The 12,681-nt window shown below is 72.8% G+C and carries 9 protein-coding genes; 5 read left to right on the top strand and 4 right to left on the bottom strand.

Features of this window, described 5'->3' with window-relative positions:
• The first annotated feature begins 19 nt into the window (after positions 1–19).
• The 5 genes from ssuE (at position 20) to ACIP67_RS03535 (ending at position 6,192) form a co-directional block, all read left to right on the top strand.
• Complete coding sequence (ssuE, locus tag ACIP67_RS03555; RefSeq protein ID WP_401686668.1) at positions 20–574, top strand: NADPH-dependent FMN reductase; 555 nt, start codon at positions 20–22, stop codon at positions 572–574.
• Positions 575–579: 5 nt separating this feature from the next.
• Complete coding sequence (locus tag ACIP67_RS03550; protein WP_401686665.1) at positions 580–1,764, top strand: SfnB family sulfur acquisition oxidoreductase; 1,185 nt, start codon at positions 580–582, stop codon at positions 1,762–1,764.
• A gap of 25 nt (positions 1,765–1,789) precedes the next feature.
• Complete coding sequence (locus ACIP67_RS03545; RefSeq protein ID WP_401686662.1) at positions 1,790–2,929, top strand: LLM class flavin-dependent oxidoreductase; 1,140 nt, start codon at positions 1,790–1,792, stop codon at positions 2,927–2,929.
• A gap of 330 nt (positions 2,930–3,259) precedes the next feature.
• The gene (locus ACIP67_RS03540; protein ID WP_401686808.1) at positions 3,260–4,525 is read left to right on the top strand and encodes an APC family permease; all 1,266 of its coding nucleotides are present in this window, start codon (positions 3,260–3,262) and stop codon (positions 4,523–4,525) included.
• 284 nt (positions 4,526–4,809) lie between these two features.
• Positions 4,810–6,192 carry an MFS transporter gene (locus tag ACIP67_RS03535; protein WP_401686805.1) on the top strand — a complete coding sequence of 461 codons (1,383 nt, stop codon included), beginning with the start codon at positions 4,810–4,812 and terminating at the stop codon, positions 6,190–6,192.
• 321 nt (positions 6,193–6,513) lie between these two features.
• Here ACIP67_RS03535 and ACIP67_RS03530 read toward each other — a convergent pair whose 3' ends face one another.
• The 4 genes from ACIP67_RS03530 to ACIP67_RS03515 all read right to left on the bottom strand — a co-directional run bounded on the left by ACIP67_RS03530 (position 6,514) and on the right by ACIP67_RS03515 (position 12,390).
• On the bottom strand, positions 6,514–7,797 hold the full coding sequence (locus tag ACIP67_RS03530; protein ID WP_401686659.1) for a hypothetical protein: 1,284 nt from the start codon (positions 7,795–7,797) through the stop codon (positions 6,514–6,516).
• Between the two features lie 127 nt (positions 7,798–7,924).
• A complete protein-coding gene (locus tag ACIP67_RS03525) occupies positions 7,925–9,259 on the bottom strand; it encodes an enolase C-terminal domain-like protein (protein ID WP_401686656.1) in 1,335 nt (444 codons plus the stop codon).
• A gap of 77 nt (positions 9,260–9,336) precedes the next feature.
• Positions 9,337–10,674: a gluconate:H+ symporter gene (locus tag ACIP67_RS03520; RefSeq protein ID WP_401686653.1), complete on the bottom strand. Its 1,338-nt coding sequence runs from the start codon at positions 10,672–10,674 to the stop codon at positions 9,337–9,339.
• 840 nt (positions 10,675–11,514) lie between these two features.
• Positions 11,515–12,390, bottom strand: a complete 876-nt coding sequence (locus tag ACIP67_RS03515) for a LysR substrate-binding domain-containing protein (protein ID WP_401686651.1) — start codon at positions 12,388–12,390, stop codon at positions 11,515–11,517.
• Positions 12,391–12,681: the final 291 nt, after the last annotated feature.

Genomic DNA, 12,681 nt, shown 5'->3' with positions numbered 1-12,681 from the left:
ACTCCCCGAAAGAGGACCCATGGCCACCGTCCTGTCCGTCTCCGGCAGCCCCTCCGCCTCCTCCCGCACCGGCCGCCTGCTGCGCCACCTCGACCAGCGGCTCATCGCCCACGGCCACCAGGTGATCCCTCTGGACGTGCGCACCATCCCGGCCGAGGCCCTGCTCGGCGCGGACTTCCGCCACCCCGCGATCGTCGAGGCCACCGACCTGTTCGCCCGCGCCGACGGTGTCGTCGTCGGCACCCCCGTCTACAAGGCGTCGTACTCCGGTGTCCTCAAGGCGCTCCTCGATCTGCTCCCGCAGTACGCGCTCACCGGGAAGACCGTGCTGCCGCTCGCCACCGGTGGTTCCGTCGCCCATGTCCTGGCCATCGACTACGCGCTGCGGCCCGTCCTGAACTCCATGGGTGCGGCCCACATCGTGCAGGGCTGGTTCACCCTCGACAAGGACATCACCGCTCACGAGGACGGCTCGATCACGGTCGCCCCGTCCGCCGGCGAGGCGCTCGTCCAGGTCGTCGACCGGTTCTCGACCGTGCTGGGCGGCGCCCCGGTCCTGGCCGCGGCGAGCTGACGGCCATGACCGCGCACGTCATCGCCGACGACGCCGAGGCCGTCGCCGTCGCGGCGGTCCTGGCCGACGCGTTCCGCGCGGGAGCCTCGGCCCGCGACAGCGAACGCAGGCTGCCCCGCGAGGAGCTCGACCGGCTCTCCGCCTCCGGGCTGCTCGCCGTGACCGTGCCCGCCGGACACGGCGGCGCGGACGTCCGGGCCGAGACCCTCGCGGAGATCTTCCGGCTGCTGGGCTCCGCCGACGGCAGTCTCGCCCAGATCCCGCAGAGCCACTTCGCCTACGTCAACGTGATCCGCCGCCAGGGCACGCCGGAGCAGCAGAAGTTCTTCTTCGCCGAGCTGCTGGCCGGCCGCCGCTTCGGCAACGCCCAGTCGGAGGCGGGCACCCGGCACGTCCAGGACATCCGCACCCGCCTGGAGCCGGCGCCGGACGGCTCCTACCTCCTCACCGGCGTCAAGCACTACTCCACCGGTGCCCTGTTCGCCGACTGGATCCCGGTGCTGGCCCGCGCCGAGGACGACGAACTGCACGTGGCGTACGTGCCGCGGGACGCCCCCGGCCTGACGGTGATCGACGACTGGGACGGCCTCGGTCAGCGGACGACCGCCAGCGGCACCGTCCGCCTGGACGGCGTGTCCGTGCCCGCCGACCGGGTCCTGCCCCACCACCTCACCTTCCGGGGTCCCCAGCTCCACGGCGCGGTCGCCCAGCTGCTGCACGCGGCCGTCGACGCCGGCATCGCCGCGGGAGCGCTGGCCGAGGCCGCGGAGTTCGTCCGCACCAAGAGCCGGCCCTGGTTCGAGAGCGGGGTCGAGACGGCCGCCGAGGATCCGCTGCTGATCCAGCAGTTCGGTGAGCTCGCCCTGCGGGTGCGGGCGTCCGAGGCACTCCTGCGGGAGGCGGCGCGGGCGGTGGACGCGGCGCGGGCCGACCTCACCGACGACTCGGCCGCCGAGGCGTCCGTCGCGGTCGCCGCGGCCAAGGTGGAGGCCGGCCGCACGGCGGTGGAGGTGGCCGGCGCGCTGTTCGAGGTCTCCGGCACCCGGTCCGCGCTCACCTCCCTGAACCTGCACCGCCACTGGCGCGACGCCCGCACCCACACGTTGCACGACCCGAGCCGCTGGAAGATCCAGCACATCGGCCGGTACGCCCTCGACGGGACCAGACCGCCCCGCCACGGCCTCCTCTAGCAACACCACCGAACGGAGACCCCTCGTGTCCCTGACCTTCCACTGGTTCCTGCCCACGAACGGAGACAGCCGCCATGTCGTCGGCGGCGGTCACGGCACCCCCGCCACCGCCTCGGGGCGTGACCGGCCGCCCACGGTCGCCTACCTCAGCCAGATCGCCCGCGCCGCGGAGGATCTGGGCTTCGTGGGCGCGCTCACCCCCACCGGCGCCTGGTGCGAGGACGCGTGGCTGACCACGGCCATGGTCAGCCGGCACACCGAGCGGCTGAAGTTCCTGGTGGCCTTCCGTCCCGGCTTCGTCTCCCCGACGCTCGCCGCGCAGATGGCCTCCACCTTCCAGCGGCACTCCGGCGGCCGCCTGCTGCTGAACGTCGTCACCGGCGGCGAGAGCCACGAGCAGCGGGCCTACGGCGACTTCCTCGACAAGGACGACCGCTACCGCCGTACCGGCGAGTTCCTGCAGATCGTCCGCGATCTCTGGAAGGGCGGGACCGTCGGCCTGAAGGGCGAGCACCTCCGGGTCGAGGACGCGAAGCTCGTCCGGGTCCCCGATCCCGTCCCCGAGGTGTACTTCGGGGGCTCCTCACCGCTCGCCGGCGAGGTCGCCGCCCGGTACTCGGACGTCTACCTCACCTGGGGCGAGCCGCCGGCCCAGGTCGCCGAGAAGATCGCCTGGGTCCGGGGGCTCGCCGCGCGGGAGGGACGCACGCTGCGGTTCGGCATCCGGCTGCACGTCATCACCCGGGACACCTCCGAGCAGGCATGGGCGGAGGCGCACCGGCTGCTCGACGGGTTCGACCCGGAGACCGTCCGGACCGTGCAGGCCGGGCTGGCGCGCAGCGAGTCCGAGGGGCAGCGGCGGATGCTCACGCTGCACGGCGGGAGCCGGGACGGGCTGGAGATCCACCCCAACCTGTGGGCCGGGATCGGCCTGGTGCGCGGAGGCGCGGGCACCGCCCTGGTGGGCAGCCACGAGGAGGTGGCCGAGCGGATCAAGGAGTACGCGGCGCTGGGCATCGAGGAGTTCGTGCTGTCCGGGTACCCGCATCTGGAGGAGGCGTACTGGTTCGGGGAGGGGGTGCTGCCGCGGCTCGCCGGACAGGGGCTGTGGACGCACCCGGCCGGGGAGAGGGCGTCGTCGGTGCAGGTGCCGTTCGCGGGCTGAGAGGGGACGGTCCACTCGCACGGCCGGCCCCGGGGCGGTGCACTCGCACGGTCGGCCCCGGCACGGTCCGTGACCGGCCCCGGCGCGGTCCGTGACCGGCCCCGGCACGGTCCGTGACCGGCCCCGGCGCGGTCCGTGACCGGCCGCGGCGCACCCCGGTGGGCGCCGTCGGCACCGCTGCGCTGATCCCCTCGATCGACCACGCCAGATCGTCGCGGGGCCGCGGATCGGCGCCGGAAGCGGGCGGTTCCCCTGCTCGACACCCTGTTCCTCTATCGTGCGCCGACAACGGAGTCTGTGATGTCCGTGGCTGAGTTCGAGGAGCGAACGATGGGCGGGTCGGCGGCGTCTGCCGGAGCGGGAGAGCTGAAGCGGCACCTGGGCGTGTCCGACGCCGTGGTGATCGGGCTCGGTTCGATGATCGGCGCGGGTGTCTTCGCCGCGCTCGCCCCGGCAGCCCGCGCAGCGGGCTCCGGACTGCTGATCGGCCTGGCGCCGGCCGCCGTGGTGGCGTACTGCAACGCCACCTCCTCGGCCCGCCTGGCCGCGCGCTACCCCCAGTCAGGAGGCACCTACGTCTACGGCCGCGAACGACTGGGCGACTTCTGGGGCTACCTGGCCGGCTGGTCCTTCGTGGTCGGCAAGACCGCCTCCTGCGCGGCGATGGCCCTGACCGTGGGCGCGTACGTGTGGCCGGGCCAGGCCCACCCCGTGGCGGTCGCCGCAGCGGTGGCGGTGACCGGGGTGAACTACCTCGGTGTGCAGAAGTCCGTGTGGGTGACGCGCGGGATCGTCGCGGTCGTCCTGGTGGTGCTCGCCGCCGTGGTCACCGTCTGCCTGGCCGGAGGTCAGGCACAGGCCACGCGGCTGGACGCCGGGGAGCCCGCCACCTTCGGCGGCGTGCTCCAGGCGGCCGGGCTGCTGTTCTTCGCGTTCGCCGGGTACGCGCGCATCGCCACCCTCGGCGAGGAGATCCGTGACCCGGAGCGGACCATCCCCCGCGCCATCCCTCTCGCGCTCGGCATCACACTGGCCGTCTACGCGGCCGTCGCCGTCGCCGTGCTCGCGGTGCTCGGCACGGACGGGCTGGCCCGCACCGCGGACCCGCTCGCCGAGGCCGTGCGCGCGGCCGGTGTCCCGGGACTGGCGCCGGTGGTGCGCGCCGGGGCGGCCGTCGCGGCGATCGGGGCGCTGCTGACGCTGGTCCTCGGGGTGTCGCGCACCGCCCTGGCCATGGCCCGCGACCGGCACCTGCCGCACGCGCTGGCCGCGGTCCACCCCCGGTTCAAGGTGCCGCGCCGCGCCGAGCCGGCGGTCGGCGCGGTGGTCGCCGTCCTGGCCGCCACCACGGACGTGCGCGGTGCGATCGGCTTCTCCTCCTTCGGCGTGCTGGCCTACTACGCCATCGCGAACGCCTCCGCCTGGACTCTCACACCCGCCGAGGGCCGGCCCGCGCGGATCGTGCCGGTCGTCGGCACGGCGGGCTGCCTGGTCCTGGCCTTCGCACTGCCACCGGCGTCGGTGCTGTGGGGAGCCGCGGTGATCGCGGCCGGCGCCGCCGCCTACGGCCTGCGCAAGGCCGCCGGCCGCGCCTGACGGGCCGTTCCACGCGCGAGGCTGAGCCGAAGGCGGAACTGTACGTCGCCGTCTCTTCCGCCGCCGCGGCCACGCGCGCGGCGCCCGCCCTCCCCCGCGCGGGCCAGGCCGGGCAGTCGCCGACGCCCACCGCGTTCGCTCCCTCGCCGGAGACGGTGCGCGCAGCCCCGTTCCCGCGATGTGGAGCACAGGGAACTTATCGTTACATTCTGATGCAGTTCCTCCGTGGACGGGATGGAGTGGGAGCCGTGGCGTTCGCGGAGTCGGCCGGTGGCGGTGGGTCCATGCGCTCCCCCGGGCCGGCCCCGGAGTCCCAGCTACGGTCCGCGGCACCGCTGCTGGCGGTATGCGCCGGATACTTCATGGTGATCCTGGACGTGACGGTCATCAATGTCGCCGTGCCGGTGATCGGCAGGGAACTGTCGGCCTCGCTCACCGGCATCCAGTGGATCACGGACGGGTACACCCTGGTCTTCGCCGGGTTCCTGCTGACCGGTGGCGCTCTGGGCGACCGGCTCGGCAACCGTCGTGTCTTCTGCTCGGGCGTGGTGGTGTTCACCGTGTCCTCGGCCGCGTGCGCGCTCGCGCCGAGCGCCGCCTTCCTGGTGGCGGCCCGGCTGGTGGAGGGGCTCGGCGCGGCGCTGATCGTGCCGGGTTCCCTGGCCCTGCTCCAGCAGGCCTATCCGGCGCCGGCCGCACGCTCCCGGGCCTTCGGGATGTGGGGTTCGATGGCCGGCATCGCGGCCTCCGCCGGGCCGCTGCTGGGCGGTCTGCTCGTCTCCACGGTGGGCTGGCGCTGGGTGTTCCTCATCAATCTGCCCGCCGGTGCGGCCTGCCTGGTGCTGACGCTGCGGTATGTGGCGCGCTCGCCCCGCCGCGCCGGCCGGTCCCTGGACTGGCCGGCGCAGTGCGCGGTCGTGGCGGCGGTGGCACTGCTCACCTCGGCACTCAACGAGGCCGGACGGCGAGGCTGGTCCGATCCGGCCGTTCTCATCGGGGCGGGCCTGGCCGCGCTGGCCGCCGCGGCGTTCGCGGTGCGCGAGCGGATGGCGCGGTCTCCGGTCCTTCCGCTGAGCCTGCTGCGCTCTCGTGCGCTGGGCGGCGGAGCCGTCATCGGCCTGCTGTTCAACTTCGGCTTCTACGGCATGGTCTTCACCGCCAGCCTGGAATTCCAGCACCAGCGCGGCTTCAGCGCCCTCGGCACCGGGCTGGCCCTGTTCCCGGCGGTGGCGATGACCATGTTCGCCTCCGTCCTGTCCGGGCGGCTGACCCGGCGCACCGGCGACCGTCCGCTGGTGATCTCCGGCATGCTCCTGGCTTCCCTGGGGCTGGCCGGCTGGGCCGCGGCAGGAGCCGAACCCGCCTACCCGCTGCTGGTGGCCCCCATGATGGCCGCGGGATTCGGTACCTCCTTCGCCCTCACCGGCTCGACCACCACCGTGATGGGCGCCGCACCCCCCGCCTCCTCAGGAGCCGCCTCCGCCCTGTTCAACACCACCCGCCAGATCGGCAGCGCCACCGGCGTGGCCCTCGGCGGCAGCCTGCTCGCCACGGCCACCGACTACAGCACCGGGCTGCGCACCAGCATGGCCATCGGCGCACTGGCCTACCTGGCCGCCGCGGGCCTCGCATGGCTGTGCGTACCGGCGAAGCCCCGCGATACCTGAGGCCCTGCGGGCCGACGACCCACCGCAGGCTCCTGCCCCGGCCTCCGTGCACCCGCCGCCTGACCGACAGGCCCCCGCCTCCCCCGTCTGACGCACCGTCGCACTCTTACGCCGTCACGCCATTACGTCATCACGGCGTCACGCCATTACGTCATCACGTCATCACGGCGTCACGGCGTCACGGCGTCACGGCGTCACGGCGTCACGGCGTCACGGCGTCACGGCGAGCACACCGCACCGCGGCGGCGCGGTGTGCTCGGCGCGTGGGGGGCTTCGGGGGGTGCCCGTCGTAGGCGGCCGTCGGACGTTCTGGCCACCGGTTCAGACGCGGATGCGGTAGACGCGCCTCCTGCCCGGGTGCTCGGCGAGGCCCCAGAGGGAACCGCCCCTGGTGCGTGGCTGGTAGCTGAGGTCTTCCGGACCCAGGCTCAGCTTGCCGCGCGGGGCGGTCATCTTCTCGCCTCGCGGGTACTGCAACCACAGTTCCCCCTGCTCGGCACCGGCGTTCGCGCCGTCGGGCGGGAGGGAGGCGTTGGCCGAGTAGTAGGTGCGGTCGCCGACGCAGACCGCGCCCTGCACCCTGGGGATGCGCAGCGGCCAGACGGACGTGGACCGCTCGGCGGTGATGTATCCGGCGCCGTCGAGGTCCCAGCGCACGGCCACTCCGTCGGCGCTCGTCTCGAAGTACTCGCTGACCACGAGCGACTGCGTGGCTCCCTGGGTACGGTCCAGCGACACCTGCGAGTAGCGCAGCGCCGCCGATCCACCGGCCGGCCGGTACACGTGGTGCAGGGGCATGACGTACCGGTAGCCGTGCGCGTAGTACGTGCCGTCACCGCCGTGGTAGCCGCACCAGGCCCGGGCACGCCTGCGGGCCGCCGCCGTCGACCCCCGCGACACCTTGAGCACGCCGGCGGTGTCGAAGACGTACAGGCCGTGGTCCTTGTCCGCCACGTACAGCCACCTTCCCGCCCAGGCGATGCCGCCCGCGTGCAGTTCGGTGACCCGGAAGTCGTAGGGCTCTCCCGACTCCTTGGTCGGTACGACGAGCAGGACGTGGTCGTACCGCGGGCGGCTCGACGAGCCGGTGCGGGTGATGTCGACGACGGACACCCTGGCGCCCTGGTTGCCGCCGGCCTGCTTGTCGTACCAGGAGACGAGGGCGACCTTCCTCCCGCCGCTTCCCGGTACCGAGCCGCCATGGGCGTCGTAGCTCGTGGTGATGCCTTGCGGGTACCACCGATCGCCGCCGGCGTCCTGCCGGTACGCGGCTGACGTGTCCCACCCGAAGGCGAAATCCAGTCCGTCGGGTTGGGGCGCGGACCCGGCGCCGTCCCGCCAGTCACCGGGGGGCGAAGCGCGCCGCTCGGCCCTGCCGAGCACGTCCCCGACGAGGCCGGCCACGCCGAGCCGCTGTCCGGTGATCAGCCCCTGGATGGCGGCCGCCCATGTGGTGCCGGTCGGCGTGCCGTCACGGTCGTACATCCTCAGCCGGTACTCCGGCTCCGCCGCCCGCGCCACGGACGGGACGGACAGTCCGCCGGCCGTGACGGCGAAGGGAACGGCCGCGATGGCTCTCAACAACGCTCTGCGTGTGGTGTCCATGCTGAGCGACGGTAGGGGCGGACCGGCTGTCCCGGGCCTGTCCGGGCTGTCCGGGGCATGTCCCGGACAGCCGCCCCCGGCCGACGGCACACCGTCGGCGCCCTGCGACCGGTCCGAACGACGGGTTCTAGCGCACCAGGCAGGGCCGCTTGGCGTCGAACTCCCAGCCGGGGACCAGGTACTGCATGCCGGTGGCGTCGTCCCGGGCGCCCAGGGCCTTGGCGCGGTACAGCTCGTGCGCGGCGAGGAGGCGGTCCATGTCGAGCTGGACGCCGAGCCCCGGGGCGTCGGGCACGGCGATCTCGCCGTCGACGATGCGGGGCGGGGCGACGGTGAGCCGCTCCAGGCCCTCCTGCCATATCCAGTGCGTGTCCAGGGCGTTGTACGCACCGGGCGCCGCGGCCCCGCAGTGCGTGACCATGGCCAGGGAGATGTCGAAGTGGTTGTTGGAGTGGCAGCCCCAGGTCAGGCCCATCGCGTTGCACAGCTGAGCCACGCGCACGGAGCCCTGCATGGTCCAGAAGTGCGGGTCGGCCAGCGGGATGGAGACCGACTGCAGGGCCAGCGCGTGGGTCAGCTGCCGCCAGTCGGTCGCGATCATGTTGGTCGCGGTGGGCAGACCGGTCGCGCGGCGGAACTCGGCGAGGACCTCCCGCCCGGAGTAGCCGCCCTCGGCCCCGCAGGGGTCCTCGGCGTAGGCGAGCGTCCCGACCAGCGGCTCGCAGAGCTCGATGGCCTCGCGCAGCGACCAGGCGCCGTTGGGGTCGAGGGTGATCCGGGCCTCGGGGAAGCGTTCCTTCAGCGCCAGGACGGCCTTGACCTCCTCGGCGCCGTCCAGGACGCCGCCCTTCAGCTTGAAGTCGCGGAAGCCGTACAGGTCGTAGGTGGCCTCGGCCTGGCGGACGATCGCCTCGGGGGTCAGAGCCTCCTCGTGCCGGATCCGGTACCAGTCGACGTCCGCGTCGTGTTCGCGGACGTACTCCAGGTCCGTGCGGCCCGGGTCGCCGACGTAGAAGAGGTAGCCCAGCACGCGGACCGAGTCGCGCTGCCGGCCGTCCCCGAGGAGCGCGGCGACCGGCACGTCCAGGTGCTGGCCCAGGAGGTCCAGCAGCGCGGACTCGACGGCGGTGACGGCGTGGACGGTGGTGCGCAGGTCGAAGGTCTGCGCGCCGCGTCCGCCGGAGTCGCGGTCGGCGAAACGGTCCCCGATCTCCCGCAGGACCCGCTTGTAGTCGCCGACTTTCGCACCGACCACGAGGGACTCGGCGTCGCGCAGGGTCTGCGTGATCTTCTCTCCGCCGGGCACCTCACCCAGGCCCGTGCGCCCCTCGGAGTCCGTCAGGACGACGATGTTGCGGGTGAAGTAGGGGCCGTGGGCACCGGAGAGGTTCAGTTCCATGCAGTCGCGGCCCGCCACGGGATAGACGGAGAAGGCGGTGACGGTCGGCTGGCTCGTGCTCATGCTGGTCTCGTGTTCCTTTGGTACGGGGAGTGGGGGCGGGACGGGAGGAAAAGGCCAGGGGTCACAGAGTCACAGAGTCACAGACCGAGGACGCCGATGGTGTACTCGGCCGCCAGGACACCGCCCAGGCCGAGGACCGACAGCACCGTCGTGTACGTCGTGCGCACCTTGATCGCCTGGATGACCGAGAGGTTGAAGTACTCCTTGAACAGCCAGAAGCCGGGGTCGTTGACGTGGGAGAAGGCGATGGAGCCGCAGGAGACGGCGAGCACCATCATCTCGGGGCTCACCCCGCTGCCGGCGAGGAGGGGCAGCACCACGCCGGAGGCCGTGACGACGGCGACCGTCGCCGAGCCGAGGGCCACCCGCAGAATGACCGCGATGAGCCAGGCGAGGATGATGGGCGAGATGGTCCAGGTCTCGGTGATGTCCTTGATGTAGTCGGAGATGCCTCCCTCGACGAGGACGTTCTTGAAGGCGCCGCCGGCGCCGATCACCAGCAGGATCATCGCCATCGCCTGGGCCGCCGAGCCGCAGGAGGAGCTGACGTCCGACAGGCTCCGGCCGATCCTCGGCCCGAACGCCCAGATCGCCAGGAGCAGCGTCAGCAGGAGCGCGATCGGCGCCGAGCCGATGAACTCGACCGTGTGCAGCAACGGGCTCTCGCCGGAGGCGGCCATGTCGGTCACCGCGGCGCCGGCGATCAGGACGACGGGGAAGAGCGCGACGAACAGGGACCAGCCGAGGCCGGGCATCTCCTCGTCGGTGAACTCGCGCTCGCTGACCAGGCCCTTGGGGATGGCCGGGGACATGGCCTTGATGAACGGCAGGCGCGGCCAGAGCAGCGCGATGAGCGCGCCGGCCGGGACCGCGATGAACAGACCGTAGAACAACGTCAGTCCGACGGAGGCGTGGAAGGTCGCGGCGACGGCGGTGGGGCCGGGGTGCGGGGGAAGGAAGCTGTGCATGGTCGACAGGGCGATCGACATCGGGAGCCCGACCCACAGCAGGTTCGCCCCGGTGACCCGGACCAGGGTGAACGCGATGGGCACGATGATGATGAAGGCGACCTCGTAGAACATGGTCACGCCGATGAGCATGGAGGTGACGACCATGGCGACCTGGACCCAGCGCGGGCCGAAGGCGTCGAGGAGTTTGCCGGCTATGCGCTGGGCGGCGCCGGAGTCCCCCATGACGCGGCCGACCATGGCGCCGAGCCCGATGGTGAGCATCGTGTCACCGATCTGGCCCCCGATGCCGTCCGAGAGGACGTCCGGGATGTCCGTCACCGGTATCCCCTGCACCACGGCGACACCGACCGCCACCAGCAGGAGCGCCGCGAAGCCGTTCAGCTTCAGCCGGGTCATGAGGAGTAGCAGAACCAGAACGCTGGTTCCGACTACGAGAAGTGGCATGTCAGCTCCCCTTTGAACTGTGGTTGAGCAGCCGGTGCCGGGACGGCGCGGAACGCGGCACGGCTGGGATGCGGGGTGGGGCGGGGCAGGGTGTGGTCGACCGCACGCGGCACGGCGGTGGCGTCGCGCCGTGGCAGGCGGCGCGGCGGCGGGGCGGGCCACAGGGCGGCCGGCGCCGGAGGGGTACGGGCGGGGCGGACGGCGGCTCGGGCCGCTCCGAGTGGGGCGGGACGCCGGCCGTTCTCCCGCGCGGCCCTACCGGCTCGGGATAGGAGCCGGCTCCTCGGCCGCCCTCCGCGCCACCGCGCGGTCGGCACGGGTGGCACGGTCGTGCGTCTGCGCGGTCGGCACGGATGGCACGATCGCGCGTCTGCGCGGGTTGCAGGTCTGCGCGGTCGGAACGGTTGCGGAGTCCGCGCGGTCCGCGGTGACGGCTAGCGGGTCGAGGGCCGGCCGTCGGCCGCCGAGCGGGAGACCGGCGTGACCGAAGCGGTCCCCGGACGCCGCGCTCGGTGGCGCGCCGGGGACACCGGAGGGTCGATCGCCCGGTGCGGTCCGCCGTGGCGTCGAAGCACCTGGCCGAAACCGTTGCCCGAACCGGGCCGCGCCGGGGGCGGCTCGGGGCCGGCGGTCGCCGGCTCGTCCTGCCGGCCGAGAACCGTCATGGTCAATCTCCTAGACCCGGGGGATACGGCAGCGGTGCCGCGTGCGGTCCGAGCCACCGAACCGGTGGCTGAGTTGACCGTAGAGAGGGTTCTGATGCACGTCTATGTCGAATTTTGTTGCTTGCGATACCTTCCTTATATGACAGTCATGTGACATGAACGTGCCGGGCGGGTGTCACAGGTGGGACAGCAGCGCATCCAGAGCCGGATTGTCGTTGTTTTTGCGCCATACGAAGTGCAGTTCGACCGGCCGCGGGTCCGGCAGGTCCACGGGCCGGAAGGCGATCCCGCCGTAGCGCATCTGCGCCGCGGCCTCGGGGACGAGGGCGATCCCCCAGCCGCCGTTGACCAGGGCCAGGATGCTGTGGACCTGGCTGAGGTACTGGGTGAAGACGGGCCGGACGTCCGCGGCCCGGAAGATGCTGACCAGCAGCTCGTGGAAGTAGCGGGCCTCGATGGGCGAGTACATCAGGAAGTCCTCTCCCGCGAGGTCCCCGACCCGCAGCGGCCCGGACCCCGCGGCCAGCGGATGCTGCGCGGGCAGGGCCGCCAGCAGCCCCTCCCGCACGGCCGTGCGCGAGGTCAGGTCCGCCCCGGTGGCCGAGGGCCGGATCAGCCCGAGGTCGAGCGAACCCTCGCCGAGCGCCTTGAGCTGGTCCCGGGTGACGAGTTCCTGCAACAGGATCTCCACCCCCGGCAACGCCGCCCGCGCGGTCTGCAGAAGACCGCCGAGGGCGGAGTAGGCGCTGGCGGCCGTGAACCCGACGGCGATCGCGCCCGCCTCACCGCTGGAGACCCGGCGCACGGCGAGGGTGGCGTGCTCGGACTGGCGCAGGATGCGGCGGGCCTCGACCAGGAAGGCCCGGCCGGCGGGGGTGAGCCGCACCGTGCGGTTGGTGCGGTCCAGCAGATGCACGCGCAGCTCGCTCTCCAGGAGCTGGATCTGCCGGCTCAGCGGCGGCTGCGTCATGTTCAGTCGCTCCGCGGCACGGGTGAAGTGCAGTTCTTCGGCGACGGCCACGAAGCTCGTCAGCTGGGCAAGGGTGAACATTGATGCTCTCCAGGTATCGCGACATCCAAAATCTATGTTGGACGTGAATCATTGGCGACCGTAGCGTCTGATCTCGACAGACGGCGACCCCCGCCCGCGCCTCGGCCGCACCCGCGTGGATGAGGTCGTACCGCACGTGGAGCACACCCCCCGTGGCTCAGCCTCATCGAGATCGTCGAGGTGCCTCCTACCGGACCGCCTCCCCCCGCACCCGCGTGAGGCGCCGCCTGTCCGGACTCGACAGCAGCCGCACCCAGCCCGCCCACGCTCCCTCGGGAGAGGCGGTGCCGA

This window comes from Streptomyces sp. NPDC088812 (assembly GCF_044750285.1).
Taxonomy (GTDB): Bacteria; Actinomycetota; Actinomycetes; order Streptomycetales; family Streptomycetaceae; genus Streptomyces.
This window is presented reverse-complemented; position numbering and strand designations above follow the sequence as displayed.